We start from the raw sequence: 24,455 nt of genomic DNA, 5'->3' as shown, positions 1-24,455 counted from the left end.
TCGACCCGCTAAATTAAGGGCCATGACCCCAGAGTTCATGACCACCTTCTCCCCCGAGGCCAGGGCCGAAGCCGAGCGGGTATTCCGTAGTTTTACCGCACGGCGCGGTAGCTACGTGTGCTACCCCGAAGACGAGGCTAAGACCCTGTATTTTGTGGTCGACGGCTGGGTACGTCTTTTTCAGCTTGGCCCGCAGGAGGAGGAAATCACCCTAACGGTGGTGGGGGCTGGGGAGATATTCGGCGAAGGCGCGCTATTGCCAAACGAGCGCTATGGGGTGTTCGCCGAGCCCCTCACCGACTGCGAGCTGCTAGCTGCCTCGAGGGAAGACCTTCTACGGCTCACCACCCGCTTCCCCGAGGCCCAGGCCGCTTTTGTGCTGTTGCTCTCACGGCGGCTGCGTAAGGCCGAAGAACGTTTGCGCGACCTGCGCTTTAAGGAGGTGCTGCCCCGGCTAGCCAAAGCCCTACTGACCGCCATGCGCCAGGGTGAGGAGGGCCTCGAGGTCACCCTCTCCCACCAGGATCTGGCCCACCTGGCCGGCTCAACCCGGGAGACCATTACCAAGGTGCTGGGCGAACTAGCCATGCAGGATGCCATCGAGCTGGGCTACCGGAGAATTCTGATTCTCAAGCCAGGGGTTTTGCAGCAAATCTCGCTCTAAACCCACCGGGGGTTTATGCCACACCTTACGCTGTGGTCTAGCCGCACCCAGTAAAATCCCCTAGCCATGTCTGATGCCCTGCGCCCCTTTCTGCCCTATGGTCTGGCCGACCTGCCCGCTTTGCTGGAAAAGCCCAGGGCTGCCCCCCGGGAAACCCTTAGCGCCAGGCTGGTGGCCTATTTACAGCGCTTGGGCGCCCCTCCCGCCAGCCTCGAGGCGGCCCGCCGGCTGGCCCATCCCCAAAGCCGGGCCTTGGTTACCGGTCAACAGGCTGGCCTGCTCTCTGGCCCAGCCTACACTTTCTACAAAGCCCACGCTGCCCTTCGGCTGGCTCAAAGCCACGACCAGCCGGAGCAGCCCGTGGTACCGGTGTTTTGGGTGGCCTCACAGGATCACGACACCGCGGAGATCAGCGGGGTCGAACTTCTCGACTTCGAGGAACGGGTACACCCTCTGCGGCTGGCCCTGCCCCCAGCCCGCCCCGCCGGGCGTATCCGTTTTGAACCCTATTTTCCCCAGGTCTGCGCTTTACTCCAGCGGTTTGGCGGGCAGCCAGAGGTGAGCGAGCGCATCTGCCGGGCCCTGCGGGGCCCTTGGAGCTACAGCGAGGCCTTTGCCCGCTTGATGCTGGAGTGGCTAGGCCCCCAGGGGTTGGTGCTGTTCGACCCCATGGCCCCCGAGCTGGCCCCGCTGTTTGTGCCGGCTCTGGAACGGGAGCTGGACGACCCGTTGGCCTCTGCCGAGGCCATCAACCGCGCCGCCTCGGCCATGAAGAAGGCTGGCCTCGAGCCTGCCCTGGGCCGGGGAAAAGCCGCTACCAACCTGTTTCTAGAAGGGCCCGATGGGGTGCGGCGGCTGCTGCGCTTCCGCCAGGGCCACTTCGAAGACGGCCAGCGAAGCTACACCCCTGCCGACCTGCGCGCCCTTCTGGCCCAGGACCCCGCCCGCCTCACCCCGGCGGCAGGCCTGCGCCCTGTACTGCAGGACACCGTACTGCCCACCGTGGGCCTGGTGGTGGGGCCTGGGGAGCTGAAATACGTGGCCGAGCTGGGCGGGGTGTATGCCCTGCACGGCCTAAAGCCCCCTGCGGTGATCCGGCGTTTGAGCGTTGTGGTGCTCGAGCCCCCCATCCAGCGCATCCTGCAGAAGTACGGCCTCGAGGCCTGGGTTTTCCAGGCCGACCCAGAAGGCGCCTTCAAAACCGCTCTGGCCCGGCAGGAAGCTCGCGTACAAGCCCTGCAAACCCACCTGGAGCGCATTAACGCCGAGCTCGAGGCTCTCGCAGCCCTCCTCCCCGACCCCACCTTAGCCCGCCCCCGCCAGCGAGCCCAGGTGCGCATCCAACACGAGCTAAGACGGCTGCAAAACAAAATCCTGAGCCAAGCTTTGCGCCAGGAAAACACCATCGGTGCTCAGTTCGCCCGGTTACAGCGCCACCTGGCCCCTCCCGACCCTCAGGGTCACCCCATCCCCCAGGAACGGGCCTATCCTTTCCCCATGTACCTGCTCAAGCATGGTGGGCATGTACTGCAAGCCCTTCAGAAGCTACCTGCCACCGGACAGCATACCCTGCCCTTGGAATAGGCAAATGCACAAGAGAGTTCCCCAGGCCTGGGTATACTTGGCAAAGGTTTTGGGCATGGCTCGCCTCTGGGTGCTGCTCTTCTTTTGGCTGGGAGCCGCTTGGGCCCAGCCCGACCTACTCCTGCGGGTACTGCTTAGCGAGGCTCCTGCTCAGGGGGTGCAGGTTGGCCCCCATCTGCGCAACAACGCCCTGGGCAGCCGGGACTTCCCCGCAGGCAGCCTGCGGGTGTGGGCTGGGGCGGGCGAGGTGGTGCTGGAAGGACAAGGCCAGGGGCCTTGGGTGGAGCTGGCCTCACCCGAAGGCTTTACCCTGGAAGGGCGGCCCTACCGGGGCAACCTGCTGGCGGTCTGGCAGGGGGGGCGCCTTCTCTTCATCAACCGGGTCTGGCTCGAGGACTACCTGCTGGGGGTGATGCCGGGTGAGGTTCCGGCCTCCTTCCCGGAAGCGGTCTTGCAGGCCCAGGCCATTCTGGCCCGCACCTTTGCCCTCTATCGCCTGAACCCCCAGGGCCTTTACGACCTCTGCGCCACCGAGCGCTGCCAGGTCTACCGGGGCCGCCAAGTCGAAACCCCCCGCCACACCGCAGCAGTCCAGGCCACCCGAGGCTTAATTGTGAGCTACCGGCAAAAACCCATCACCGCGGTCTACCACGCCGACTCCGGCGGTCACACCGCCGCTTCAGCCGAGGTCTGGGGCAACAGCCTGCCCTATCTGGTGGCCCGCCCCGATCCCTTTGCCCAAAGCCCTCACAGCGCCTGGAGCCGCAGCCTCTCCCCCGAGGCGGTGGCCCAGGGTCTGGCCGCTTTGGGCCTTCAAGTGGGCAGCGTGCAAACCGTGCAGCCGGTTCTACTGAGCGAGAGTGGGCGGCCCCTTCGCCTGCGCATCAGCGGCAGCGGGGGAAGCTTAGAACTCGAGGCCCCCCTGGCCACCCGCCTTCTGCGCAGCCTGGGCCTGCCCTCTACCCGGGTGCGCTTTGAGGGCTGGCAGGTCTATGGCCAGGGCCTGGGCCATGGTGTGGGCATGAGCCAGTGGGGCGCCCGGGGGCTGGCCCTGCAAGGCTGGGACTTTCGCCAAATCCTGGGCTACTACTACCCCGGCACCTTCCTGAGCAGCTTCGAGGTGGTACAGGGGCTGCCCAGCCCCTCTTGGGCCCAGGCCTGGGGCTGGTCTAGGCCCTAGGCCCCCTCGGTCGGGGAACGGGGGAGCGTGCGCCCCTTCGGTAGCCTGCCCGGCTTGACAGGGCCTCGAGGCTACGCTAATATTTAGGAATCCTAAATATAGGAGGTGCGCCATGCGTAAGTCCCTCTGGTTAGGCTTGTTTCTGGTCTTCCTAGCCCTGGGCCAAGGCAGCTCTTCTTATCCGGAAGGATATCGCTTCTGGACGCACATCAAGAGCATGGAAATCGGGCCAGGCCACCCTCTTTATGAGGCTTTTGGCGGTCTGCACCACATTTACGCCAATCCCCAAGCCCTTGCCGGCTATCTCTCGGATCGCCGTAGCTTCCCCGATGGCTCGGTGATCGCCTTCGACCTGCTCGAGGTGCGCAAGGAGCAAGGGGCCACCCTGGAAGGTCCGCGCAAGCTGGTAGGGGTGATGGTCAAGAACAGCAGCCGCTATGCCCGCACGGGCGGCTGGGGCTTCCTGGCCTTTGGGCCGAATAAGGCACCGCTCAGCATCGACGCCCAAGCCTGCTTCACCTGCCATCAAGGTGCTGCCAGCAGCGATTATGTGTTCAGCACCTACCGCCCCTAGCGAAGGCTCTACAATGAACGCGTGAACCTCGAGGACAAACTCAGCGCGGCCCTGGAACGTCTGGCCCAGGGTCAACGTGCCTTGTTGTGGGCCCAGGCCTATCCTCTAGGCCTTACGCCTACCCAGGCCCTACTCCTGCTCCATCTGGCCCGCAAACCCCAAGGGGTTGCCGCCCTGGCCGAAGGCCTGGCCCTGAGCCCACCCACCGTGAGCGAGGCTTTGCAAAGCCTCGAGGCCAAAGGCTGCCTACTGCGGGAAAAAGACCCTACCGATCAAAGGCGCCGGGTCTTGCGGATTAGCCCTCAAGGTCAAGCGCTAGCCCAGCACCTCAGCCATTGGGATGCCCCGCTGCGCAAAGCCTGGCAAACCCTGGAGGCCCCCGAACGCCTGTTGCAAGACCTGCTTTTTATCCTGGCCCACCTGGTGCAAGAGGGCCTGATGGGCGAAAGTGGTATGTGCCTGACCTGTTGTCACTATAGCTACACCCACGGCCAGGCCTACTGCCGCCTGCTGGAGCAACCTCTCCCCCCTGCCGAGCTACGCCTCTTCTGCCCCGACCACGCCCCACAAAGTGCCCCTTTACCACCTGTTTAATCCGCCAGGGGGTATATTTGAGCTATGACCCTACGAAAAACCCTGCTGAGCTGCTTGATATGGGGGCTCACCAGCCCAGTTTTGGCCTCCCCCGCCCAGGATTTGTTCGACCAGGCCACCTTCCTCATCGGTTTTTACTACAACGGCCCGGCCAAGGTGGCTCCCTTCCGCGAGCTCAGGCGGCAATACCAGCCCCAGCTCGACCAGCTCTGCGCTGCTGAAGGGGAAAAGTGTGGCTTCGACAAGGCCCGGCAGGTCATCGCCCGTATCGTGCAGGAGATCGCCGACCCCTTCACCATGCTGATGACCCGCGAGCAGCTCATCGACGAGCAACGCTATGGGGCCGGGCTGGGGCCAGCCACCGCCCGAATTGGGGTATGGGTGCGCGAAACCCCCCGGGGCTTGGTGGTGAGCGAGGCCTTTCCCGGCGAGCCCGCCTTTGAGGCAGGCTTGCGGCGGGGCGACCTGATCACCCAGATCAACGGCCAGCCCGCCCGCCTGGCTAACCTGCAAGCCGCCGAAGCCGCCGGCAACCCTATCCGCCTCAGCTACAGCCGGCAGAACAGCCCCCGCACGGCCCAGCTCACCCCCCGGGTAGCCGAGGCCACCATGCAGCCCCGGCTCGAGATCAACAACAACATCGCCTACCTGCGCATCTATCATCTCTTTAGCTCGGAGCGCTTCTCCCCTGCCGAGCGCATCCACGCCGCAGCCCGCCGTGCCGAAGAGGCCGGGGCTAGGGGCTTGGTGATTGACCTGCGCGACGCGCTCACCGGCTACGATTCTGAGGCCCTGCTGGCGGCCAGCGCCTTTATCGGAAGGGGGGGCTTCATCTACGACCGCCGCTTCCAAGGGCTAGACGAGACCTACACCGTAGAGAATGGACGGCTATTCGTGCAGCCGGAAGGGGAAGAAAAAGAGGAGCAAAGCGCCCTCGAGCAACCCTACCTGGCCCGGCTACCGGTGGTGGTGCTGGTCAACCGCCACACCTTCAACGCCAGCGAGATGCTCGCCTACTTCCTCCAGGCCGCCGGGCGGGCCAAGGTGGTGGGCGAGCCCACTGCCGGGGCCTTGGGCATGTCTGGTAGCGCAGAGGGCCCCCTGATCAACGGCGAGTTCATCGCGGTCTCCTCTTTGCGCATGCGACACCTCGACGGCACGCCTTTCCCCTTCAAACTCACCCCCGATGTACTGGTGGAAGACGATCTAGAAGCCCTGGTGGCCGGGCGCGATGTGATCCTCGAGCGCGCCTTGCAAATGCTGCGGTAGGTGGTGCTATGGAACGACTGGGTACTTTTTCCACTAAAGCCCGGCAGGCCGTACTGACCCTGGCCTTGCTGCTGGGCTCGTTTTCGCTGGCCTCACCGGCTCAGGATCTCTTTGACCAAGCCAGCTTCTACGTGGAGTTTTACTACTACGGCCCGGCCAACCAGAACCTCAAGGAGCTGACCCGGCGCTACCAGGTGGAGCTCGAGCGCACCTGCGCGCCCCAACCCGAGACCTGCCCCTACGACCAAGCCGTGCCCATCATCCAGCGCATGGTGGGCGAGCTGCAGGACAACCACACCTACTACCTCAGCCCCGAGGCCTTGCGGGGAACCCGGGAAAGCCGCCAGGGCAACGCACCCTCTCGCACTCTGCGCATCGGCATTACCCATGTGCCGGTACCCGGCTCGCGCGACCGGCTGATCGTGGACGTGGTGGAAGGCGGCCCTGCCGACGAGGCCGGGCTGGCCTACGGCGACCGCATCATCGCCATCAACGGGCGCGCTTTGGAAACTTTCACCAGCGATCAGGAAACCACCCAGTTTTTGCTGGAGTCGGTGCAGTCAGGCCGGCCGGTGACCCTCACCATCCTGCGGGGGCCCGAACGCCAGCGCTTGGAGATCACCTTAGTCGGACGTGAGATCAACCTAGCCCGCTTCCCCTCCCTCAGGGTGCGGCCCGACGGGGTGGGCATTTTGCGCATCCCCGACTTCGACGCCCAAGGCCAGGTAGGCCGCCGGGTGCACGAGCTGGTGCGGGAAGCCCAGCAGAAAAACCTGCGGGCTTTGGTGCTGGAACTCAGGGGCAACAGCGGGGGCTTGCTCAACGAGATGATCTACGCCGCGGCGGCCTTCCTCGAGGAACCCTACGTGGCCCTGGTTGACCGCTACCAGACTGAGCGCACCGAGTTCCGCATCCGCGAGGGGCGCCTCTCCATCACCCGCAACGACCAGAGCGATTCGGCCAACCTGCCGGTCTACGCCCGCTGGCAAGGCCCCTTGGTGGTGCTGGTAGACGAAAACACCGCCTCGGGCGGGGAGTACTTGGCCTCGGCCATTCAACGGGCCCGCCGGGCTCCCGTGGTAGGAACGCCCACCCTAGGCATTGGCAACACCACCACCCGCCCCCTCAACCTGATCAATGGCGGGGCCCTCAGCATCTCCTACAACCGGGCCTTCTTCGCCGATGGCACCCCCTACCCTGCCCGAACCACTCCGGACTTCACCGCGGAAAACTCCCTAGAGCAACTCGCCAACACTGGGCGCGACCTGCCGCTGGAAAAGGCCCTCGAGGCCCTGGGCATCAAGCCGCCCAGCCGCTAAAGTAAAAGGAGCGCCTTTTGGCGCTCCCCTCGTACCCCCTTCCCTGACCTTGGTTAGGATAGGGTGGTCTTAGCGCACCAACTCCACCAACGCCAGCTGGGTTCCATCCCCTCGGCGGCGCTCAGCCAGCTTCAGCACACGGGTATAACCACCGGGCCGGTCGGCGTAGCGGGGAGCGATTTCCTCAAACAGCTTTCTCACCAGCTTGGGGTCGTGCAGGTCACGCAGCACCAAGCGGCGCAGATGGTTACGTCGGGCGTAGGCGGCCAGCTCTTCTGGGGTAGCCAGGCGCTCGCCTTCCTGCAAGGGCAATTCCTTGCCGTCCTTGTCGCGGCGCTTAGTGAAACGAACGTTATCGGGCACCGTTAGGGTAGGGGCTTTTTTAGCGGTATTGATGAGGTGATCCACATACCCCGCCAACTCCTTGGCCTTGGGGATGGTGGTGGTAATCCGGCCCTCCTCCGAAAGCAGCAGGCTCTTGGCCAGGTTGCGGAACAGGGCCACCCGATGCGAGGAGCTCCGGTTGAGTTTTCGTCCAGCTTTGCGATGACGCATGGTCGCTTCTCCTATTCCTTCATCGCCAGCCCGTGTTGGGCGAGGCAGTCCTTAATCTCCTGCAGGCTGCGGTCGCCGATTCCCGGTACCTTCTTCAGTTCCTTTTCGGAAAGGGCCAGCAGGCTTTCCACCGTCTCGATGCCCTCCTCCTTGAGGTTATGCAGCACGCGGGTGGTGAGGCCAAGGTCGTCCAGGGTCAGCCCCACCGCCCTGGGCGCCGGGGCCTCTGGAGCCACCGATGGAGCGGGCGGGCTAGCCGGCGGTTGGGCGGGTTTTTGCTCGAGGCGCACTACGGGCGACTGGTCAAAGTAGCCCAGCTGCTCCCGCAAAATAGCCACCGACTTCTGCAACGCCTCCATCGGAGAGACAGCCCCGTTGGTCCAGATGCGCAAGGTCAGCTTGTCCAGGTCGGTGCGCTGGCCTAAGCGGGTATCCTCGACCTGGTAGGCCACTCGGCGCACCGGGGAGTAGAGGGCATCTACCGGAATGGAGGAGATGCGGTCTTTGATGCCGTGTTTCTCCGCCGGCACATACCCCACCCCCTCGTCCACCCGAATTTCCATCACCAGCTTACCCTTTTCCTCCAGGGTGGCGATGTACAGGTCGGGATTGACAATCTCGGCGTCGGGTGGGCACTCGAGGTCGCGGGCATACACCACCTTAGGCCCAGTGGCCCGCAAGGTCAAGGTCTTGGGTCCACTGCCCGGTTCGGAAAAGCGCACGACTAGCTCTTTAAGGTTGAGGATGAGCTGAATGGCGTCTTCCTTCACCCCAGGAATGGTGGAAAACTCGTGCAACACATCCTCGATGTAAACGCTGGTAACCGCCGTACCAGGAATCGAGGAAAGCAGAATACGGCGCAGGGGGTTCCCCAGGGTTACGCCGAAACCCCGCTCGAGGGGCTCGAGCACAAACTCGCCGTAGTTCCCATCGATGCGGGCATTGAAAACAGGGGCTTTGGTCTTGGTGGTTTCCAAACTAGAACCTCCTCGGAGGTACCAATAACAGTTGGGCCAATGGCTCTTGGCGGCCTAGCGGGAGTAGAACTCGATTACCAGCTGCTCATTCACCGGCAGTGAGAGCATCTCCCGCTCGGGCAGGCGCAGGAAGCGCCCCGTCATGGTGTCGGCGTTGAACTCGAGCCAAGGGAAGGCTTTACGGTTCTTGAAACGCTCGACGTTTTGCACAATGAAATCCATCTTCTTGGCCCTCTCCGAGACCCTGACCTCATCGCCCGGACGCAACCGGTAGCCAGGCACGGTAATCCGGCGACCATTGACCAGAATGTGGCCATGCCGCACAAACTGGCGTGCCTGGCGGCGGGTCGAGGCAATGCCCATGCGGAAGACCACGTTGTCCAAGCGGCTCTCCAAGAGCTGCAAAAACACCGTACCGGTCACGCCCTTCTTGCGGCTGGCTTCCTCAAAGAGGTTGCGGAACTGGGTCTCGGAAACGTCGTAGATGAAGCGTAGCTTCTGTTTTTCCCGCAGACGCACCGCATAGTCCGACGGACGCCCCTTGCGCTTCTGCCCATGCTGGCCCGGCGCATACGGGCGGCGATCGAGATACTTCTGTACTTTCTCGGTCTCGGCGATGTTCACCCCAAGGTGACGCGCCACTTTTACAATCGGTCCTCTATAACGACCCATATCGTTTCTCCTATCGGGGGAAGGGACTGCTCCTCCGGGTTCCCAAGGTTAGGGGGTGAAGCAGGGAACCAAAGTTTCACCCCAGCAAAAAGGGCTTAGGCGGTTTTACGGAACTTCTTGCGCGGGCGGCAGCCGTTGTGGGGCACTGGCGTGTCATCCACAATCGAACGTACCTGGAGGCCGCTAGCCTGCAGGGCCCGGATGGCTTGCTCGCGACCCGCACCGGTACCACGAACCACCACGTCCACGCTATTCATGCCAAAGGCCTGCGCCTTTTTAGCCGCATCCATGGCAGCTAGCTGGGCGGCGTAGGGGGTGCCTTTGCGGCTGCCCTTGTAACCGATCACCCCACCCGACGACCAGGTCACGGGGTGTCCATCGGGGTCGGTAATGGTCACGATGGTGTTGTTGTAGGAAGCATGGATAAACGCCCGCCCGGTTGGGACCTGGCGCTTAACCTTCTTTTTGCGACTGCTCGTAGCTTTCTTCTCAGCCATACTCTCCTCGCGATATGCCCAGGCAAAAATGGGGGGTGGGCGCTTCCAGGAGTCTCAACTGGCGTGCATCCGATGCGCTATAGCCGCATCCACATTCCAGCTTTGCACTTGGGGTTTACTTCCGGGGGGCCTTCTTCTTACCAGCCACGGTCTTGCGGGGGCCTTTGCGGGTACGGGCGTTGGTACGGGTACGCTGACCGCGCACCGGCAGGCCACGGCGGTGGCGCAGACCACGGTAGCATCCGATATCCATCAAGCGCTTGATGTTGGCCGCTACTTCAGCCCGCAACTCGCCCTCGAGCTTATAGGTGTTCTCGATGAACTCGCGCAGACGGGCTACTTCAGCCTCGGTCAGGTCCTTAACGCGGGTAGCTGGGTTTACGTTGGTGGCCGCCAAAGCTTCCTTGGCCCTGGCCAGGCCCACCCCGTAAATGTAGGTCAGCGCAACATCCACCCGCTTGTTACGGGGAATTTCCACACCAGAGATTCGAGCCATTGTTCACCTCCTTTCAGCCCTGACGCTGTTTGTGGGTCGGGTCCTCGCAGATCACGTACACGCGCCCGTGGCGCCGGATAACCTTGCACTTATCGCACATTTTCTTGACTGAGGTACGTACTTTCATGGGTCGCTCCTCCAACTCTAGAGGCTTCTCTGCCAAACCCGCCCTACCTGCGGTAGACAATCCTCCCCCGGCTGGGGTCATACGGGGTTATCTCCACCACCACTCGGTCTCCGGGCAGAATGCGGATATAGTTCATGCGCATCTTGCCAGAGATATAGCACAGAATCTCGGGCCCATTATCGAGCTGAACCCGAAAAGTGGTGTTGGGCAGGGCCTCGGTGATCACCCCTTCGGCGCGAATTGTATCCTTCTCTTTCGCCAAGCCGCTCCTCCTAGCCGCTCGAATCCTGGTGCTAAGGCCTCGCCGGCACAGATTTCTGGCTCCCCGTCAGGAGGCGAGGGCCAGATTCGGTAATCAGCACCGTGTTTTCGTAGTGGGCTGCCAGGTTGCCTTTACCAACCGTGGCGGTCCAACCATCCGCCAATATTACCATCTTAGCCGGGTATAAAGCAACCATGGGCTCGAAAGCCAGGGTCATTCCCGGGCGCAGCTTGGGGCCTTTGCCAGGCTCGCCATAGTTGGGCACCTGCGGGTCTTCGTGCAGCTCGCGCCCCACCCCATGGCCCACCATCTCGCGAATGCACCACAGCCCGTGCTGCCGCTCCACAAAGTCCTGCACCATAGCGGCCACATCGCCGATGCGCTTACCCGGTTGCAAGAGCTCCAGGCCCACCCAAAAGGCCTCTTCCGTTACCCGCATCAACCTCTCGGCCTCGGGAGAGACCTTACCGATGGCGTAGGTACGGGCCATATCGGTGGTGTAGCCATCGTAGGTAAAAAGGAAATCGATCTTCAAAAGCTGGCCTTCCCGCAGGGGACGCTTGGAGGGGAAACCATGCACCACCACATCATCCACCGACATGCATGTCGCACTGGGGTAGGGCACCTGTCCCCCAGCCCGGTAGCCGATCTGCGGCGCCTTGCCCCCCACCTGGTGGATGGCCTCGAGGATCATCTGGTCAAGCTCATAGGTACTCACCCCAGGGCGAATGTGGGGCTCTATCTGGGCAAAAATCTGGCTGTGAAGTTGGCCGGTTTTGGCCATCTTCTCGATTTCCCAGGGCGACTTGATGTAAATGGCCATGGGTTATGCGCGAACCCCCAGGGCTTCCTGGATGGCTTGGTAGACCTGGTCCACCGAGCCCAGCCCGTTGATCGCCCTCAGGCTGCCGGTGCGGGCGTAGTAGTCCACTAGCGGCTGGGTTTTCTGCTGGTATTCCACCATGCGGGCCCGGATGGTTTCCTCGTTGTCGTCCGAGCGGCCTTCCTGCTGGGCCCGTCCCAACAAGCGGCGCACCAGTTCCTCTTGTGGGGCGGTCACCAGCAGCACGCCCAGCAGGCGGATGCCCCGCTCCTGCAAAAGCCTATCCAGGGCCTCGGCCTGGGCCAAGGTGCGGGGAAAACCATCAAAAATCACCTTGGGGTCGGGCATGGCAACCAGCTCCTCTCCAATTAATCCCAAAATGATTTCGTCGGGAACCAGTTTACCCGCATCCATAAGGGGCTTAGCCAGCCGGCCCAGCTCGGTGCCCCGGGCTACATGACTACGCAGAATATCGCCGGTAGAAAGCTGCTTAAAGCCCAGCTCGGAAGCCAGGCGCTTGGCCTGGGTACCCTTACCCGCCCCCGGTGGGCCCAGGAAGATTACCGCCTCTGCCATATGACGCCTCCTTCTTTCTAGCGGGTACGACCCCGCAAGCGGCCCTTGGTCAGGAAGCCCTCGTAATTGCGCATCTGTAGCTGGGCCTCAATCTGCCGCAGGGTATCCAGGGAGACCCCCACCACGATCAAGAGGCTGATGCCGGAGAAGTGGAAGGCCAGGGTGGTCACCCCGGTTAGGTTTTGCATGATGGTGGGCAGCGCGGCCACAATCCCCAGGAAGATAGCCCCCCACAGGGTCAGGCGGGAGACGATGTGCTCGAGGAACTTAACCGTGGGATCACCTGGGCGGATACCCGGAATAAATCCACCATACTCACGCAGATTCTCCGAGATGCGCCGCGGGTCGAACTGCACTGCAGTGTAGACGTAGGTAAAGCCAATGATCAGCAATACCTCGATAAGCAGACCAGGAAAGCGGTTGGGCGTAAAGAAGTTGGCGACCCCCTGAGCCACCGGCGAGTCGGGGAAAACCCCGGTAATAAAGAGCGGAAGCTGCAACAGTGCCGCGGCAAAGATGATGGGAATAACCCCCGCGGCGTTTAGCTTGATGGGAATATAGGTGGCCTGTCCCCCGAACATCTTGCGCCCTACCTGCTTACGGGCGTACTGCACCGGAATGCGCCGCTCTGCTTGCTGTACCGCGGCCATAAAGGCAAAGGAGAGCACGATAAAGACCAGGAAGAGAATCAAGGCGATCAGGTTGACCTCGCCGGTACGCACCAGGCCAAAGGTGCGGCCCAACTGGGGCAACCAAGAGGCCACTATGCCAGCAAAAATCACCATACTGGTACCGTTGCCGATACCGTATTCAGTGATGCGCTCAGCCATCCACAACAACAAGGCGATGCCAGCGACCTGGGTCACCACCACCACGAAGTAAAAAAAGAAGCCCGGCTCCCATCCCGGCAGCAGGAAGGCCCCATTGTTGGAACCCAGAAAAGCGGTGGCTAGGAACAACCCCTGCACCGCCCCCAAGGCGATACCGGCAATACGGGTGTACTGGGTGATGATGCGGCGGCCTTCTTCCCCTTCTTTTTGCAGCTTCTCCAGAGCCGGAATAACCGTTACCAGAAGCTGCATGATGATGGCAGCGGTGATGTAGGGCATGATGCCCAGAGCAAAAATCGAAAACTGCTCGAAATTGCCCCCGGAAAACAGGTTGACCAAGCCCAGGGCACTGCCCGCCTGGGTACCCAAAAACTCACGAATCTTGCTGATGTCCACCCCAGGGGTGGGAATGAAGGTACCCAGGCGGTACAACGCCAGCACCAAGAGCGTAAACAGGATGCGCTTACGCAGCTCGGGGATGGTGATGGCGGAACGGAAGGCCGCGAGCACCTTAGGCCTCCTCGAGCACAACCGCTTCGCCGCCCGCCGCCTTGAGTTTCTCGATGGCTGCCTGGGAGAACTTATGGGCGTGGATTTTCAAACCCGCAGCCTGCCCCATGGCCAGCACCTTAACCGGATACCCCGGGCGCACCAAACCGGCTTGAGCCAGGGCCTCAGGCCCCACCTCACCCGAGGTGAAGTGCTTGGCGATGGCCCCCAGATTCACCACCTGGTACTCCACCCGCTTAAGCTCGCCGTGGGACTGGCCTTTCATACCCCGCTTGGGCAGGCGCATCAACAGGGTAGAGCGCCCCCCTTCAAAGCGGGCCGGGTTCTTCACTCCACCCGAGCGGGATTTCTGCCCTTTGTGCCCCCGCCCGGCGGTTTTACCATGGCCCGAACCAGGGCCACGGCCCACCCGCTTATGGCGCTTATTAGCCCCTAGATTAGGACGAATATCACTCAGTTTCATTCCAGCACCTCCACCAGGTGGGCCACCTTGCGAATCTGGCCCCGCATGGCCGGGTTGTCCTGCACCTCGCGCACACGGTGCATCTTGGTCAGCCCCAGAACCTTGAGCGCGGCTTTTTGGTCTTTAGGGTAGCCGATGGGGCTTTTGACCAGCCGAACCTTGATGGTCGCCATTAGGCCACCTCCTCACCTTTGCGTAAGCGCTTGACATCGTCCCAGGTCTGGAGTTGGCGCAAGGCTTCCATGGTGGCATAGGCGATATTGACCGGGTTGCGCGAGCCCAACTCCTTGGTCAGGATGTCGGTGATGCCGGCCAGCTCGAGGATAGCCCGGGGCACCTTCCCCGCGATTACCCCGGTTCCCGGGGCCGCAGGCCGCAACAGAATGGTGGAGGAACCCCAGGTCACGCTGATCTCGTGAGGAATGGTGCCATTGTGCAAGGGCACCTCGATCATGTCGCGCCGAGCGTAGTTGTTGGCTTTCTGCACCGCCATGGGAACCTCTTTGGCCTTTCCCAGGCCCAGGCCCACCCGGCCCTGCCGGTCACCCACAGCCACTAAGGCCCCAAAGCGGAAGCGGCGGCCTCCTTGGTAGGTTTTGGAGGTGCGGCGCACGAAGATCATCTTCTCTTCAAAATCGGTCTCAGGCATGTTGGCTCCTTAGGCTAGAACTCCAGTCCCCCTTCACGGGCTCCCTCGGCCAGGGCCTTCACCCGCCCGTGGTACTTAAAGGGGCCCCGGTCGAAAACCACCTGGGTAATCCCCTTGGCTTTGGCCACCTCGGCAATGGCCAGCCCCACCTTTTTGGCTATCTCGGTTTTGTTCCCCGAGAGCTTGAGGGATTTGCTCGAGACAGCCGCCAGGGTATGGCCTTTGCTATCGTCGATGATTTGCGCGTAGATATGCTGCAAGCTGCGGTGAACGCTAAGACGCAGGCGCCCCGAGGCCTTGACGGCATTGCGTACCCGGAACTTGCGGCGGTCTTTGGTGGACAAACGTGCCACAACTTCTCCTTCCTAAACAAACCCCATACCGACGGGGCTACACTTACTTACCGGCAGCCTTGCCTGGCTTGGTCTTGACCACCTCGTTGGCGTAGCGGATGCCCTTAGCGTGGTAGGCATCGGGCGGACGCACAGCCCGCACATTGGCGGCTACCTGCCCTACCAACTGCTTATCAATCCCAATCACCCGTATCTTGGTAGGCTCAGGCACCTCAAAGGTGATACCGGGAGGAGGGGTGACGATATCCTTGTGGCTATGGCCCACGGTGAGCTCGAGGTTCTTACCCTGCAAGGCTGCACGGTAACCGGTGCCGCTGATGATCATTTCTTTTACATACCCCGCCGAGACGCCCTGAATCGCATTGGCAATCAGGGTACGGGTAAGGCCGTGCAGGCTCTTGTGGGTGCGGCTGTCAGAAGGGCGGCTCACCACGATGCTGCCGTTCTCGTTCTTCACGGTAAAGTCAGCAGGCAGCGGTACGGTCAGCTCGCCCTTGGCGCCCTTGACCTTGACGTATCCCGCAGCTACATCCACGGTCACGCCTTTGGGCAAAGGAATGGGTTGTCTTCCAATTCGGGACATGGCTTTCTCCTTACCTAGGCACGAGGGGCTACCACACCTCGCAGATTACCTCACCGCCTACGCCCAGTTTGCGGGCCTCGCGGTCGGGCATGAGCCCCTTAGAGGTCGAGATGATGGCTAGGCCCAAACCCCGGCGCACATTGGGGAGGTTCTCGGCCGTCACATAGACCCGACGGCCGGGGCGGCTCACCCGTTGGATATGCTGAATGACCTGCTCGCGGCGAGGGCCATACTTGAGGAACAGGCGCAAAAAGGGCTTGCCATCCACTTCTACCTGCTCCACTCCCTTCAGAAAACCTTCCTTGACAAGGATGGCGGCAATTTGCTGCTTGAACTTGGAAGCAGGCACATCCACGCTCTCCTTGTAGACCTGGACCCCGTTACGAATCCGGGTCAGCATGTCAGCAATTGGATCACTAAGCATTGCGGAATCTCCTTCTTTTCAAGCGGCTCTGTTTTGCCTTGGAGGTTTGCGGAGCCCGGTCTTGGTCAAACCGACCAACCTGCCAGCCCAGAACATCCACCAGAGCGCGCTCGAGAACTGGCGCCGCGGTATCGGTAAAAACTTACCGACCTACAGCACCCCTCACCAGCTGGCCTTCTTAACCCCAGGCAGTTGCCCCTTGTGAGCCATCTCGCGGAACTGCAAACGCGACAGACCAAAGTAGCGAATGTACGCCCGGGCTCGTCCCGTCACCGCACAACGGTTTTTGTGGCGGGTAGGGCTGGCATCGCGAGGCAGCTCTGCCAAAGCCGCGTAATCGCCAGCGGCCTTAAGCGCCGCCCGCTTAGCCGCGTACTTGGCCATGGTCTTGAGTTTGCGCTTCATTTTCTCCACCTGTGACTTCTTAGCCATGCGTTCACCTCCTTTCTAGCTCTACTTGCGGAAGGGAAAACCCAATAGCTCCAAAAGCGCCTTGGCTTCTTCGTCGGTCTTAGCCGTGGTAACTACCGCGATATCCATCCCTCGCACCGCGTCCACCATGTCGTAGGTGATCTCGGGAAAGATGGCTTGCTCGCGTAGACCCAGGTTGTAGTTGCCGCGGCCATCGAAGGAATTGGGGTTAAGCCCGCGGAAATCGCGGATGCGCGGGAGAGCGATGTGAATGAGTTTCTCAGCAAAAATCCACATGCGATCTCCCCGCAAGGTCACCCGTAGCCCAATGGGCATTCCCTGGCGCAACTTGAAGTTAGAGATAGACTTTTTGGCCCGGGTGATGGCCGGCTGCTGACCGGTGATCACCGCGAGCTCCTTGCCGGCTTTCTCCAGAATCCGGCTGTCGTCTTTGGCCTCACCCAACCCCTGGTTGACTACAATCTTGACCAGGCGGGGCACCGCCATAACGTTGTCGTAGCCAAAACGCTTCATCAACTCGGGGCGGATTTCCTCGAGGTAGCGTCTTTTGAGGGCAACTTCCAGTGGCATCTTCAACCCCCTTACTTGGTATCCAGAACGCCGCCGCACTTGGCACAGGCACGCACCTTAGTGCCATCGGGCAGCAACTTCTTGCGAATACGGGTCGGCTTTTCGCAGCTTGGGCAGATGGGCATAACCTTCGAGGCGTGAATCGGTGCCTCGCTCTCGATGAAGCCCCCCTGGGGGTTGCGGGGGTTGGGCCGCACCGCTCGCTTGATCATGTTCAGCCCTTCGACCACCACCAGGCCCTCCTTGGGCATCACTGCTTTAATCTTTCCGGTCGCGCCACGCAAGCCTTCCTTCCCGGAAAGAACCACTACCGTATCCCCTTTTTTGACGTGTACTTTAGGCATCACTCCTCCGATTTTGCCTTTTGGGGCCGAAATAGCCCATCCCAAGACACCAAATGAAAAGTGTAGCAGAATCCGCCCCAAAAAGCATCCGCTTGTTTGAGTCTTGCCGGCCATAGCCGCCAAGCTGGGTGCGGGACAAAAGACCCCAGGAGGCCTTTTGTGCATCGGAGCACTTGCCTACGGCAAGAACCCGCACCCTGTTTTCCCACCCTGCCCTGCTGGAACTTGGTCTGCCGGGCAAGGGCCATCTCGATCCCTCCAAGGCTGCTTTAGGGCCGTCAGAGCACCTCAGGCGCCAGCGAGACGATCTTCATAAAACCGCGCTCGCGCAGCTCACGGGCTACCGGGCCGAAAACACGGGTGCCCCTGGGCTCGTTCTGGGGGTTGATGATCACTGCGGCGTTGCTGTCGAAGCGGATAGAGGAGCCATCTGGCCGGCGAATTTCCTTGGCTGTACGCACCACCACTGCCTTGACCACATCCCCTTCCTTAACCATTCCCCGGGGAATGGCTTCCTTCACCGAGGCCACAATCACATCGCCCACGCTGGCATACTTGCGGTAGTGCCCCCCCAGTACGCGGATGCAGGCTATCTTACGCGCCCCGGTGTTGTCGGCGACATCCAGCACGGTTTCTTGCTGAATCACGCTTTACCACGCTCCTTGCGCAGCAGGTAGCGCTCGACCAGGTCCATGCGACCTTCCTCGAGCCGCCCCACTACCACAAACTTTTTTCTCTTGGATACTGGCCTTGCCTCGCGAATCTCCACCACATCCCCCAGCTTGTACTGGTCGTTCTCGTCGTGGGCAAGGTACTTCTTAGACCGCTTGATGACCTTTCCGTACAGGGGATGGCGCATCTGGCGCTCGACCAGCACCGTTACGGTTTTCTGGGCCTTGTCGCTTACCACCACCCCGGTCAAAACCTTTTTAGGCATGGCCACTCCTTTCCCGGGTTTTCTCGCCCAGAATGGTCAGCATACGGGCAATCTCGCGCCGAAGTTCGGTCAGCCGATGGTTTTTGTCCAACTTGCCGATGCTGGCCTGAAAGCGCAGTTCCATGAGCTGCTTTTTGCTTTCCTGAACGCGCTTTTGCAGCTCCTGCACCGTTAGCTTGCGCAGCTCACTGGGCTTCGTCGTAGGCATCGCGTCTCACCACCTTGGTCTGAATAGGCAGCTTGTGTCCAGCCAGGCGCAACGCCTCGCGGGCTTGCTCCTCGGTTACCCCCGAGACCTCAAACATAACCCGGCCCGGCTTCACCACCGCCACGTAGCCTTCTACATTTCCCTTACCCTTACCCATCCGCACCTCGAGGGGCTTCTTGGTGTAGGGCTTGTCGGGGAAGATGCGGATGAAAATCTTGCCCCCACGGCGGAAGTGGCGCACCATGGCCACACGGGCCGCCTCGATCTGCTGGCTGGTAATCCAGCTTGGTTCCATGGCCACCAGGCCCCATTCGCCGAAGGCCAGGTAATCGCCCCCTTTGGTGGTGCCCCGCATCCGACCCCGATGGGCCTTGCGGTATTTCATACGCTTGGGCATCAACATGGCTTACTCGCCCCCCTCCTTGGCCGCAGCCCCAGCCTTGCGCACCGCCGAGCGACGGCGGGGCTTGCCCTCTTCACGCTCGCGCTTAGGTGCTGCCGGGCGGGCTGCAGGTGCCGCACCGGGCACCACCTTCTTCCCTCCGATGACCTCGCCCATAAAGATGTAGGCCTTGACCCCCAACGAGCCATAGGTGGTCTCGGCTCGAGCGGTACCGTAGTCGATGTTGGCCCGCAGGGTATGCAGGGGCACCCGGCCCTCCGCCGCCCATTCCACCCGGGCCTGCTCCGCCCCACCGATGCGACCGGAGACCACAATCTTGGCCCCCTGGGCCCCAGACTCGCGCACCCGCTGTACAGCCTGCTTGATGCTGCGGCGCACCGCAAAGCGACGCTCGATCTGCTCGGCCACGCGCTGGGCCACCAGAGGCGCGGAAAGATTGGGATTGCCCACCTCCTGCACGTTCAAGGCCACGGTCTTTCCGGGAAACTTACTTTGCAAGGTCTCGCGCAGACGTTTGATGGTCTCGCCCCCACGCCCAATCACCACCCCGGGCTTGGCTGCATAGACCGTGATGGCGATGTTGTCAGCAGCCCGTTCAATATCGATGCGGGCTAGGCCAGCCGGCCGCAGCTCCTGCTCGATGAGCTCGCGAATTTGCAGGTCCTCCTGCAAGGCCTTGGCGTAGGTCTTCTTGCCCGCGTACCAGCGCGACTCAAACTCGCGGGTGATACCCAGGCGCAATCCGATGGGATGGATCTTGTTACCCATTCTTCTCCCCCACGATGATGGTGATGTGGCTGGTACGCTTCTTGATCAGGTTGGCACTTCCCCGGGCTCGAGGCAGCATCCGCTTGAGGGCTGGCCCTTCGTCTACATAAGCCGCCTTGACGTAAATTTGATCCTCGATCATGTTCTTGCGGTCGTCGTTGATACCGTTGGCCGCCGCCGATTCCAGCACCTTGGCCACCACCTCGGCAGCGCGGTGCGAGGTGTACTTGAGGATGGCCCGGGCCTCCTCGAGCTTCTTGCCCCGGATCAAGTCAACCACCCGACGCACCTTGCGCGGCGACATACGAACGTAGCGCGCAGTGGCACGGGCATAGGTATGGGGCACCTCATCCTTAACCGCTTTTTCCCTCTGGCGCAACGAGAGCCTGGCGTAGCGAATCAGCCCCGCCGAGCCAGGGTAGTGCACATCCCGCACATCCCGGCGAATATCGCTGCGCTCTCCTTTTTTCAAACGCTTCTTAGCTTCCACCGTTCACCCCTTACTTCTTGGCGGTCTTGGCCTCGCGGCTGTGACCCTTGTAGGTGCGGGTGGGCGAGAATTCACCCAGCTTGTGGCCCACCATCTGCTCGGTAATGTAGACCGGCACATGCTGTTTGCCGTTGTAAACCGCCAGGGTGTGGCCAATCATCTCCGGCACGATGGTGGAGCGGCGGCTCCAGGTCTTGATCACCCGCTTTTCGCCTTTGGCGTTCATCGCCTCGACTTTTTCCAGCAGGTGGCTTTCCACAAAAACTCCTTTTTTCAAACTACGTGGCATAGTTCACCTCTATTTGCGACGAGACACGATGAGCGCACTCGAGGGCTTCTTCTTCTTGCGGGTCTTGAGACCCTTGGCCTGCTGCCCCCAGGGCGAGACCGGCGGACGACCACGCGGCGCGCGCCCCTCACCCCCACCGTGCGGGTGGTCGACCGGGTTCATGGCCGTACCGCGCACATGGCCCTTGCGGCCCAACCAACGGGTACGCCCCGCCTTACCCAGAACGATGTTCTTGTGGTCGGCGTTGGAAACCACGCCCACGGTGGCGTAGCATTCCCCATGCACTTTGCGCAGCTCGCCCGAGGGCAGCCGCAACACCACGTAATCGCCCTCGCGCCCTTGCACCTGGGTGCTGGTGCCCGCACTACGGGCCATCTTGGCCCCCTTGCCGGGCTCGAGTTCCACGGCATGGATCACCGTACCCACTGGGATAAAGCGCAGGGGCAAAGCGTTGCCCACCGCAATGGGCGCCTCGGGCCCACTCACCACGGTGCTGCCCACACTCAAGCCATCCGGGGCCAGGATGTAGCGCTTCTCCCCGTCGCGGTAGAACAACAGGGCGATGCGGGCGGTACGGTTGGGGTCGTACTCAATGGCGGCGACCCGGGCAGGGATGCCCACCTTATCGCGGCGGCGGAAATCGATGATGCGGTACAGCCGCTTATGCCCACCGGAAATGAAGCGGCTGGTGGTGCGGCCTTGATTGTTGCGCCCCCCCGTCTTCTTCAAGGGTACGGTAAGGCTCTTCTCCGGACGCTTCTTGGTTAGGTCGGAGAAGTCCGCTACCGTCATAAAACGGCGCGATGGGGTGTAGGGTTTGAACTTTTTGACTGCCATTTTTCTTTCCTCTCACCTGATACGGGCCGACCGAGCTGCCCTGGTTCCAAGTGAATGTTGCCCTTTGCCTCGGTCTTTTAGGAGGGCGCAGGAGAACCTCTAGATCAGACCCTCCAGGGCTTCGATCTTCTGGCCGGGAGCCACTTTCACGATGGCCTTCTTGCGGTCGGGGCGCTTACCGGCAAAGCGGCCCAGGCGCTTGTCCTTACCTCGTACGTTCTGGGTATTGACCTGCACCACCTTAACCTTAAAGGCGGCCTCTACCGCACCGGCAATCTCGGTTTTGCTGGCCTCGGGGTGCACCCAAAAGGTATAGACACCTTCGGCGAAACGACCATAGGCCTTCTCCGACAAAACCGGTTGAATGATGATGTCATGGGGCGTTTTCATCTCTCCTCACCCCCCGTCATAGCGACCCGGGCCTGCACACCCTCCCAGGCACTGGCCTCCATCACCAGCGCTTCCTGGCGCAAAATGTCGTAGACATTGAGCCCTTCGGGAGGCAACACCCGCACCTTAGGCAGGTTGCGGGCCGCACGGGCCACCTTCTCGTCGCGGGTGACCAGCAAAATGGAAGAACCCTCGAGGTTGTGGGCTTTGAGCCAGGCCACAAACTCCTTGGTTTTGCCGTTTACCCCCTGAAACTCTTCCACCAGAAAGAGCTTGCCCTCCCGGGCCCGATCGGCCAGGGCCATACCCAGGCCCAGCTTGCGTACCTTTTTGGGCAGGGTGTAGCTGTAGTCACGGGGCTGGGGACCAAAGACCGTACCCCCCCCCACAAAAATCGGGGCCCCGTAATCGCCGTGGCGGGCCCGACCGGTATGTTTCTGGGCATACATCTTCTTGGTGGTAAAGCTCACCATACCCCGGGTCTTGGTAGCGGCAGCACCCCGGCGACGCGAGGCCAGTTGCCAGCGCACCACCTCATAAAGCACGTGACCATTCACCTTTTCGGGGAGATGAGCTTCCACAGTCTTATTGCTTCCAATGACCGGAAGGCTATACATCACTTACCTCCCTTTGCCGCCTTGATGGCCGGCACTTTGCGGGTCTGCCGCACCACCACCAGGCTGCCGTTGGCCCCGGGCACCGAACCTTTGACCAGAATCAGGTTCTCGCCCTCGAGCACATCCACCACCTCGAGGCCCTGGATGGTCACGCGCTCATTGCCCCAGCGGCCCGCCATCTTCTTTCCTTTGAACACCCGGCCCGGCGTCTTGCGGTTACCGATGGAGCCAGGATGACGGTGAACCTTGTGCGCGCCGTGAGAGTCGTAACCCCCGGCGAAATTCCACTTCTTCATCACCCCGGTAAAGCCGTGCCCTTTAGAGGTTCCGGTTACATCCACCATCTCTCCAGGGCTAAAGATACCCACCGTCACGGTATCGCCCTCCGGGTTGAAATCGCGCAATTCCCGCAGATAGCGCATGGGCTCTACCCCAGCCTTTGCGAAGTGCCCTTTGGTAGGCTTGTTAACCCGCTGGGGTTTCTGGGGTAGGAAGCCCAGCTGAACCGCTTGGTAGCCGTCTTTCTCCACGGTCTTGCGCTGCACCACCGGGCAAGGACCCGCCAGGATTACCGTAACCGGTACGGCCTTGTCCCCCTTCCATATCTGGGTCATGCCCACCTTGGTTCCCAGAATGCCCTTCATCAGCGGCCTCCTACCATCTTCAGCTCGATCTCAACCCCGGTGGGCAGGTCGAGGTTGCGCAACCCATCAATGGTCTTGGGCGTGGGATCAGAGATGTCCACCAGACGGTTATGGGTACGCAGCTCGAAGTGTTCCCGGCTGTCCTTGTGCTTGAAAGGGCCCCGCAGCACGGTGAAGCGACGGATGCGGGTCGGCAGTGGCACCGGGCCGGCCACCTGGGCCCCGCTTTTACGGGCGGTTTCCACAATCTTGGCCGCCGAGGCGTCCAAGGTCTTGTGGTCGAAACCCCGAAGTTTGATGCGAATCTTTGGCATTCAGGGCCTCCTCTTACTCGATGATCTTGGACACCACGCCAGCCCCTACGGTGCGGCCTCCTTCGCGAATGGCGAAGCGCAGACCTTCCTCCATGGCGATGGGCTTGATGAGCTCCACCGTAAAGGTCACGTTATCCCCCGGCATCACCATCTCCACGCCCTCCGGGAGCTGCACCACCCCGGTCACGTCGGTGGTGCGGAAGTAGAACTGCGGCCGGTAGTTGGTGAAAAACCCGGTGTGCCGACCCCCCTCTTCCTTCTTCAGCACGTACACCGAGGCCTCGAACTTGGTGTGCGGCGTCACGCTACCGGGCTTGGCCAGCACCTGGCCCCGCTCCACATCCTCCCGGCCAATCCCCCGCAGCAACAGCCCTACGTTGTCCCCAGCAATCCCCTCGGTCAGGGTCTTGCGGTGCATCTCCACCCCGGTCACCACCGTCTTCTGGGTCTCGCGCAGGCCTACGATCTCCACCTCGTCCCCGGTCTTGATCTTGCCCCGCTCGATCCGCCCGGTGGCCACCGTACCCCGTCCGGTGATGGTAAATACGTCCTCCACCGGCATCAAAAAGGGCTTATCCACATCCCGTTGGGGCGTGGGAATGTACGAGTCAATGGCGTCCAAAAGCTCCCAGATCCGATCCACCCACTCGTTCTCCCCACGCTGGGTCTTGGGGTTGGCCATCATGTGTTCCAGCGCCTTCAGCCCAGAGCCCCGGATGATGGGGGTCTCATCCCCGGGAAACTCGTACTGGTTCAGAAGGTCGCGAATCTCCATCTCCACCAGGTCCAACAGCTCCGGGTCATCCACCATGTCCACCTTGTTCAGGAAGACCACAATGTAGGGCACCCCCACCTGCCGCGACAGCAGAATGTGCTCCCGGGTCTGGGGCATGGGACCGTCGGTCCCCGAAACCACCAGAATGGCCCCGTCCATCTGGGCCGCCCCAGTGATCATGTTCTTCACGTAGTCCGCGTGCCCCGGGCAGTCCACGTGGGAGTAGTGCCGTTTCTCCGTCTCGTACTCCACGTGGGCCGTGTTGATGGTGATCCCCCGGGCCTTCTCCTCCGGCGCCTTATCGATCTGGTCGTAGGCCTGTACCTCCACGTTAGGGTTGGCCGCCGCCGCTACGTAGGTAATCGCCGCCGTCAGGGTGGTCTTCCCGTGGTCTACGTGTCCGATGGTCCCCACGTTCACGTGGGGTTTGGTGCGCTCAAATACGCCTTTCGCCAT

39 protein-coding genes are annotated in these 24,455 nt (G+C 61.7%); 7 read left to right on the top strand and 32 right to left on the bottom strand.

All coding sequences use genetic code 11. The features are described from left to right. Positions 1 to 22: 22 nt before the first annotated feature. From G552_RS0105355 to G552_RS0105325, 7 genes are all read left to right on the top strand, one after another. Complete coding sequence (locus tag G552_RS0105355) at positions 23 to 664, top strand: Crp/Fnr family transcriptional regulator (protein WP_027882102.1); 642 nt, start codon at positions 23 to 25, stop codon at positions 662 to 664. 66 nt (positions 665 to 730) lie between these two features. After that, a complete protein-coding gene (gene bshC / locus G552_RS0105350; RefSeq protein ID WP_027882101.1) occupies positions 731 to 2,248 on the top strand; it encodes a bacillithiol biosynthesis cysteine-adding enzyme BshC in 1,518 nt (505 codons plus the stop codon). 55 nt (positions 2,249 to 2,303) lie between these two features. Next, positions 2,304 to 3,428: a SpoIID/LytB domain-containing protein gene (locus G552_RS0105345; RefSeq protein ID WP_027882100.1), complete on the top strand. Its 1,125-nt coding sequence runs from the start codon at positions 2,304 to 2,306 to the stop codon at positions 3,426 to 3,428. Between the two features lie 112 nt (positions 3,429 to 3,540). Beyond that, positions 3,541 to 4,002, top strand: a complete 462-nt coding sequence (locus G552_RS0105340) for a cytochrome P460 family protein (RefSeq protein ID WP_027882099.1) — start codon at positions 3,541 to 3,543, stop codon at positions 4,000 to 4,002. 21 nt (positions 4,003 to 4,023) lie between these two features. Continuing rightward, a complete protein-coding gene (locus G552_RS0105335) occupies positions 4,024 to 4,596 on the top strand; it encodes a MarR family winged helix-turn-helix transcriptional regulator (protein ID WP_027882098.1) in 573 nt (190 codons plus the stop codon). Between the two features lie 24 nt (positions 4,597 to 4,620). Then, positions 4,621 to 5,865: a S41 family peptidase gene (locus G552_RS0105330; RefSeq protein WP_051195686.1), complete on the top strand. Its 1,245-nt coding sequence runs from the start codon at positions 4,621 to 4,623 to the stop codon at positions 5,863 to 5,865. Positions 5,866 to 5,873: 8 nt separating this feature from the next. Then, a complete protein-coding gene (locus G552_RS0105325; RefSeq protein WP_027882096.1) occupies positions 5,874 to 7,184 on the top strand; it encodes a S41 family peptidase in 1,311 nt (436 codons plus the stop codon). A 69-nt stretch (positions 7,185 to 7,253) separates the two neighbouring features. Here G552_RS0105325 and G552_RS0105320 read toward each other — a convergent pair whose 3' ends face one another. The 32 genes from G552_RS0105320 to tuf form a co-directional block, all read right to left on the bottom strand. Beyond that, positions 7,254 to 7,739: a bL17 family ribosomal protein gene (locus G552_RS0105320; RefSeq protein WP_027882095.1), complete on the bottom strand. Its 486-nt coding sequence runs from the start codon at positions 7,737 to 7,739 to the stop codon at positions 7,254 to 7,256. A gap of 11 nt (positions 7,740 to 7,750) precedes the next feature. Then, a complete protein-coding gene (locus tag G552_RS0105315) occupies positions 7,751 to 8,716 on the bottom strand; it encodes a DNA-directed RNA polymerase subunit alpha (protein WP_027882094.1) in 966 nt (321 codons plus the stop codon). 54 nt (positions 8,717 to 8,770) lie between these two features. Then, positions 8,771 to 9,388 carry a 30S ribosomal protein S4 gene (gene rpsD, locus G552_RS0105310; protein ID WP_027882093.1) on the bottom strand — a complete coding sequence of 206 codons (618 nt, stop codon included), beginning with the start codon at positions 9,386 to 9,388 and terminating at the stop codon, positions 8,771 to 8,773. A 95-nt stretch (positions 9,389 to 9,483) separates the two neighbouring features. Next, positions 9,484 to 9,885 (bottom strand): 30S ribosomal protein S11, encoded by a 402-nt coding sequence (gene rpsK, locus G552_RS0105305; RefSeq protein ID WP_027882092.1) that lies wholly within the window; start codon positions 9,883 to 9,885, stop codon positions 9,484 to 9,486. A gap of 115 nt (positions 9,886 to 10,000) precedes the next feature. After that, on the bottom strand, positions 10,001 to 10,381 hold the full coding sequence (gene rpsM / locus G552_RS0105300) for a 30S ribosomal protein S13 (protein WP_027882091.1): 381 nt from the start codon (positions 10,379 to 10,381) through the stop codon (positions 10,001 to 10,003). A 13-nt stretch (positions 10,382 to 10,394) separates the two neighbouring features. Continuing rightward, positions 10,395 to 10,508 carry a 50S ribosomal protein L36 gene (rpmJ, locus tag G552_RS15975; RefSeq protein WP_082827245.1) on the bottom strand — a complete coding sequence of 38 codons (114 nt, stop codon included), beginning with the start codon at positions 10,506 to 10,508 and terminating at the stop codon, positions 10,395 to 10,397. 43 nt (positions 10,509 to 10,551) lie between these two features. Next, a complete protein-coding gene (infA, locus tag G552_RS0105295) occupies positions 10,552 to 10,770 on the bottom strand; it encodes a translation initiation factor IF-1 (RefSeq protein ID WP_027882090.1) in 219 nt (72 codons plus the stop codon). A 31-nt stretch (positions 10,771 to 10,801) separates the two neighbouring features. Further along, on the bottom strand, positions 10,802 to 11,593 hold the full coding sequence (gene map, locus G552_RS0105290) for a type I methionyl aminopeptidase (RefSeq protein WP_027882089.1): 792 nt from the start codon (positions 11,591 to 11,593) through the stop codon (positions 10,802 to 10,804). 3 nt (positions 11,594 to 11,596) lie between these two features. Then, positions 11,597 to 12,169: an adenylate kinase gene (locus G552_RS0105285; protein ID WP_027882088.1), complete on the bottom strand. Its 573-nt coding sequence runs from the start codon at positions 12,167 to 12,169 to the stop codon at positions 11,597 to 11,599. A 17-nt stretch (positions 12,170 to 12,186) separates the two neighbouring features. Continuing rightward, the gene (gene secY, locus G552_RS0105280; RefSeq protein WP_027882087.1) at positions 12,187 to 13,509 is read right to left on the bottom strand and encodes a preprotein translocase subunit SecY; all 1,323 of its coding nucleotides are present in this window, start codon (positions 13,507 to 13,509) and stop codon (positions 12,187 to 12,189) included. Position 13,510: 1 nt separating this feature from the next. After that, the gene (gene rplO / locus G552_RS0105275) at positions 13,511 to 13,972 is read right to left on the bottom strand and encodes a 50S ribosomal protein L15 (protein WP_027882086.1); all 462 of its coding nucleotides are present in this window, start codon (positions 13,970 to 13,972) and stop codon (positions 13,511 to 13,513) included. Continuing rightward, positions 13,969 to 14,145: a 50S ribosomal protein L30 gene (gene rpmD / locus G552_RS0105270; protein WP_027882085.1), complete on the bottom strand. Its 177-nt coding sequence runs from the start codon at positions 14,143 to 14,145 to the stop codon at positions 13,969 to 13,971. Before rpmD ends, rplO begins: the two co-directional genes overlap by 4 nt. Beyond that, entirely contained in the window at positions 14,145 to 14,621 is a 477-nt protein-coding gene (gene rpsE / locus G552_RS0105265) for a 30S ribosomal protein S5 (RefSeq protein ID WP_027882084.1), read from the bottom strand. The genes rpmD and rpsE overlap by 1 nt, the downstream gene beginning before the upstream one ends. A 14-nt stretch (positions 14,622 to 14,635) precedes the next feature. Next, a complete protein-coding gene (gene rplR / locus G552_RS0105260) occupies positions 14,636 to 14,974 on the bottom strand; it encodes a 50S ribosomal protein L18 (protein WP_027882083.1) in 339 nt (112 codons plus the stop codon). Between the two features lie 43 nt (positions 14,975 to 15,017). Next, positions 15,018 to 15,557 carry a 50S ribosomal protein L6 gene (rplF, locus tag G552_RS0105255; protein ID WP_027882082.1) on the bottom strand — a complete coding sequence of 180 codons (540 nt, stop codon included), beginning with the start codon at positions 15,555 to 15,557 and terminating at the stop codon, positions 15,018 to 15,020. 28 nt (positions 15,558 to 15,585) lie between these two features. Further along, on the bottom strand, positions 15,586 to 15,981 hold the full coding sequence (rpsH, locus tag G552_RS0105250; RefSeq protein WP_027882081.1) for a 30S ribosomal protein S8: 396 nt from the start codon (positions 15,979 to 15,981) through the stop codon (positions 15,586 to 15,588). A 162-nt stretch (positions 15,982 to 16,143) separates the two neighbouring features. Then, positions 16,144 to 16,413: a 30S ribosomal protein S14 gene (rpsN, locus tag G552_RS0105245; protein WP_027882080.1), complete on the bottom strand. Its 270-nt coding sequence runs from the start codon at positions 16,411 to 16,413 to the stop codon at positions 16,144 to 16,146. Positions 16,414 to 16,434: 21 nt separating this feature from the next. Further along, positions 16,435 to 16,983: a 50S ribosomal protein L5 gene (gene rplE / locus G552_RS0105240; RefSeq protein WP_027882079.1), complete on the bottom strand. Its 549-nt coding sequence runs from the start codon at positions 16,981 to 16,983 to the stop codon at positions 16,435 to 16,437. 11 nt (positions 16,984 to 16,994) lie between these two features. Further along, on the bottom strand, positions 16,995 to 17,330 hold the full coding sequence (gene rplX, locus G552_RS0105235; RefSeq protein ID WP_027882078.1) for a 50S ribosomal protein L24: 336 nt from the start codon (positions 17,328 to 17,330) through the stop codon (positions 16,995 to 16,997). A 275-nt stretch (positions 17,331 to 17,605) separates the two neighbouring features. Continuing rightward, positions 17,606 to 17,974, bottom strand: coding sequence for a 50S ribosomal protein L14 (rplN, locus tag G552_RS0105230; protein WP_027882077.1), 369 nt, complete (start codon positions 17,972 to 17,974; stop codon positions 17,606 to 17,608). Then, positions 17,971 to 18,264 carry a 30S ribosomal protein S17 gene (rpsQ, locus tag G552_RS0105225; RefSeq protein ID WP_027882076.1) on the bottom strand — a complete coding sequence of 98 codons (294 nt, stop codon included), beginning with the start codon at positions 18,262 to 18,264 and terminating at the stop codon, positions 17,971 to 17,973. The genes rplN and rpsQ overlap by 4 nt, the downstream gene beginning before the upstream one ends. Continuing rightward, positions 18,257 to 18,472, bottom strand: a complete 216-nt coding sequence (gene rpmC, locus G552_RS0105220) for a 50S ribosomal protein L29 (protein WP_027882075.1) — start codon at positions 18,470 to 18,472, stop codon at positions 18,257 to 18,259. The genes rpsQ and rpmC overlap by 8 nt, the downstream gene beginning before the upstream one ends. Then, positions 18,450 to 18,875, bottom strand: coding sequence for a 50S ribosomal protein L16 (rplP, locus tag G552_RS0105215; RefSeq protein WP_027882074.1), 426 nt, complete (start codon positions 18,873 to 18,875; stop codon positions 18,450 to 18,452). The genes rpmC and rplP overlap by 23 nt, the downstream gene beginning before the upstream one ends. 3 nt (positions 18,876 to 18,878) lie before the next feature. Continuing rightward, positions 18,879 to 19,643, bottom strand: coding sequence for a 30S ribosomal protein S3 (gene rpsC, locus G552_RS0105210; protein WP_027882073.1), 765 nt, complete (start codon positions 19,641 to 19,643; stop codon positions 18,879 to 18,881). Next, the gene (gene rplV / locus G552_RS16720) at positions 19,636 to 19,989 is read right to left on the bottom strand and encodes a 50S ribosomal protein L22 (RefSeq protein ID WP_027882072.1); all 354 of its coding nucleotides are present in this window, start codon (positions 19,987 to 19,989) and stop codon (positions 19,636 to 19,638) included. The genes rpsC and rplV overlap by 8 nt, the downstream gene beginning before the upstream one ends. A gap of 154 nt (positions 19,990 to 20,143) precedes the next feature. Beyond that, the gene (gene rpsS, locus G552_RS0105200; protein WP_027882071.1) at positions 20,144 to 20,422 is read right to left on the bottom strand and encodes a 30S ribosomal protein S19; all 279 of its coding nucleotides are present in this window, start codon (positions 20,420 to 20,422) and stop codon (positions 20,144 to 20,146) included. Positions 20,423 to 20,431: 9 nt separating this feature from the next. Then, entirely contained in the window at positions 20,432 to 21,259 is an 828-nt protein-coding gene (gene rplB / locus G552_RS0105195; protein ID WP_027882070.1) for a 50S ribosomal protein L2, read from the bottom strand. Positions 21,260 to 21,358: 99 nt separating this feature from the next. Further along, positions 21,359 to 21,649 (bottom strand): 50S ribosomal protein L23, encoded by a 291-nt coding sequence (locus G552_RS0105190; RefSeq protein ID WP_027882069.1) that lies wholly within the window; start codon positions 21,647 to 21,649, stop codon positions 21,359 to 21,361. Beyond that, positions 21,646 to 22,266: a 50S ribosomal protein L4 gene (gene rplD / locus G552_RS0105185; protein ID WP_027882068.1), complete on the bottom strand. Its 621-nt coding sequence runs from the start codon at positions 22,264 to 22,266 to the stop codon at positions 21,646 to 21,648. Before rplD ends, G552_RS0105190 begins: the two co-directional genes overlap by 4 nt. Further along, positions 22,266 to 22,910 (bottom strand): 50S ribosomal protein L3, encoded by a 645-nt coding sequence (gene rplC, locus G552_RS0105180; protein ID WP_027882067.1) that lies wholly within the window; start codon positions 22,908 to 22,910, stop codon positions 22,266 to 22,268. Before rplC ends, rplD begins: the two co-directional genes overlap by 1 nt. Continuing rightward, a complete protein-coding gene (rpsJ, locus tag G552_RS0105175) occupies positions 22,910 to 23,224 on the bottom strand; it encodes a 30S ribosomal protein S10 (RefSeq protein ID WP_027882066.1) in 315 nt (104 codons plus the stop codon). The genes rplC and rpsJ overlap by 1 nt, the downstream gene beginning before the upstream one ends. Positions 23,225 to 23,237: 13 nt before the next feature. Further along, positions 23,238 to 24,455: an elongation factor Tu gene (gene tuf / locus G552_RS0105170; protein ID WP_027881937.1), complete on the bottom strand. Its 1,218-nt coding sequence runs from the start codon at positions 24,453 to 24,455 to the stop codon at positions 23,238 to 23,240.

The sequence above is a fragment of the Meiothermus rufus DSM 22234 genome, from assembly GCF_000423425.1.
Lineage (GTDB): Bacteria > Deinococcota > Deinococci > Deinococcales > Thermaceae > Meiothermus > Meiothermus rufus.
Note: the sequence above shows the minus strand (reverse complement) of the source record. Positions and strands in the feature narration are given on the sequence as shown.

Excerpts from the sequence above, each read along its gene's own strand:
- G552_RS0105355 (WP_027882102.1), top strand. The coding sequence starts at position 23 with ATGACCCCAGAGTTCATGACCACCTTCTCCCCCGAGGCCAGGGCCGAA.
- bshC (WP_027882101.1), top strand. The coding sequence starts at position 731 with ATGTCTGATGCCCTGCGCCCCTTTCTGCCCTATGGTCTGGCCGACCTG.
- G552_RS0105345 (WP_027882100.1), top strand. The coding sequence starts at position 2,304 with ATGGCTCGCCTCTGGGTGCTGCTCTTCTTTTGGCTGGGAGCCGCTTGG.
- G552_RS0105340 (WP_027882099.1), top strand. The coding sequence starts at position 3,541 with ATGCGTAAGTCCCTCTGGTTAGGCTTGTTTCTGGTCTTCCTAGCCCTG.
- G552_RS0105330 (WP_051195686.1), top strand. The coding sequence starts at position 4,621 with ATGACCCTACGAAAAACCCTGCTGAGCTGCTTGATATGGGGGCTCACC.
- G552_RS0105325 (WP_027882096.1), top strand. The coding sequence starts at position 5,874 with ATGGAACGACTGGGTACTTTTTCCACTAAAGCCCGGCAGGCCGTACTG.
- G552_RS0105320 (WP_027882095.1), bottom strand. The coding sequence starts at position 7,739 with ATGCGTCATCGCAAAGCTGGACGAAAACTCAACCGGAGCTCCTCGCAT.
- rpsD (WP_027882093.1), bottom strand. The coding sequence starts at position 9,388 with ATGGGTCGTTATAGAGGACCGATTGTAAAAGTGGCGCGTCACCTTGGG.
- rpsK (WP_027882092.1), bottom strand. The coding sequence starts at position 9,885 with ATGGCTGAGAAGAAAGCTACGAGCAGTCGCAAAAAGAAGGTTAAGCGC.
- rpsM (WP_027882091.1), bottom strand. The coding sequence starts at position 10,381 with ATGGCTCGAATCTCTGGTGTGGAAATTCCCCGTAACAAGCGGGTGGAT.
- rpmJ (WP_082827245.1), bottom strand. The coding sequence starts at position 10,508 with ATGAAAGTACGTACCTCAGTCAAGAAAATGTGCGATAAGTGCAAGGTT.
- map (WP_027882089.1), bottom strand. The coding sequence starts at position 11,593 with ATGGCCATTTACATCAAGTCGCCCTGGGAAATCGAGAAGATGGCCAAA.
- G552_RS0105285 (WP_027882088.1), bottom strand. The coding sequence starts at position 12,169 with ATGGCAGAGGCGGTAATCTTCCTGGGCCCACCGGGGGCGGGTAAGGGT.
- rplO (WP_027882086.1), bottom strand. The coding sequence starts at position 13,972 with ATGAAACTGAGTGATATTCGTCCTAATCTAGGGGCTAATAAGCGCCAT.
- rpmD (WP_027882085.1), bottom strand. The coding sequence starts at position 14,145 with ATGGCGACCATCAAGGTTCGGCTGGTCAAAAGCCCCATCGGCTACCCT.
- rpsE (WP_027882084.1), bottom strand. The coding sequence starts at position 14,621 with ATGCCTGAGACCGATTTTGAAGAGAAGATGATCTTCGTGCGCCGCACC.
- rplF (WP_027882082.1), bottom strand. The coding sequence starts at position 15,557 with ATGTCCCGAATTGGAAGACAACCCATTCCTTTGCCCAAAGGCGTGACC.
- rpsH (WP_027882081.1), bottom strand. The coding sequence starts at position 15,981 with ATGCTTAGTGATCCAATTGCTGACATGCTGACCCGGATTCGTAACGGG.
- rpsN (WP_027882080.1), bottom strand. The coding sequence starts at position 16,413 with ATGGCTAAGAAGTCACAGGTGGAGAAAATGAAGCGCAAACTCAAGACC.
- rplE (WP_027882079.1), bottom strand. The coding sequence starts at position 16,983 with ATGCCACTGGAAGTTGCCCTCAAAAGACGCTACCTCGAGGAAATCCGC.
- rpsQ (WP_027882076.1), bottom strand. The coding sequence starts at position 18,264 with ATGCCTAAAAAGGTTTTGACCGGGGTGGTGGTAAGCGACAAGGCCCAG.
- rpmC (WP_027882075.1), bottom strand. The coding sequence starts at position 18,472 with ATGCCTACGACGAAGCCCAGTGAGCTGCGCAAGCTAACGGTGCAGGAG.
- rplP (WP_027882074.1), bottom strand. The coding sequence starts at position 18,875 with ATGTTGATGCCCAAGCGTATGAAATACCGCAAGGCCCATCGGGGTCGG.
- rpsC (WP_027882073.1), bottom strand. The coding sequence starts at position 19,643 with ATGGGTAACAAGATCCATCCCATCGGATTGCGCCTGGGTATCACCCGC.
- rpsS (WP_027882071.1), bottom strand. The coding sequence starts at position 20,422 with ATGCCACGTAGTTTGAAAAAAGGAGTTTTTGTGGAAAGCCACCTGCTG.
- rplB (WP_027882070.1), bottom strand. The coding sequence starts at position 21,259 with ATGGCAGTCAAAAAGTTCAAACCCTACACCCCATCGCGCCGTTTTATG.
- G552_RS0105190 (WP_027882069.1), bottom strand. The coding sequence starts at position 21,649 with ATGAAAACGCCCCATGACATCATCATTCAACCGGTTTTGTCGGAGAAG.
- rplD (WP_027882068.1), bottom strand. The coding sequence starts at position 22,266 with ATGTATAGCCTTCCGGTCATTGGAAGCAATAAGACTGTGGAAGCTCAT.
- rplC (WP_027882067.1), bottom strand. The coding sequence starts at position 22,910 with ATGAAGGGCATTCTGGGAACCAAGGTGGGCATGACCCAGATATGGAAG.
- rpsJ (WP_027882066.1), bottom strand. The coding sequence starts at position 23,224 with ATGCCAAAGATTCGCATCAAACTTCGGGGTTTCGACCACAAGACCTTG.
- tuf (WP_027881937.1), bottom strand. The coding sequence starts at position 24,455 with ATGGCGAAAGGCGTATTTGAGCGCACCAAACCCCACGTGAACGTGGGG.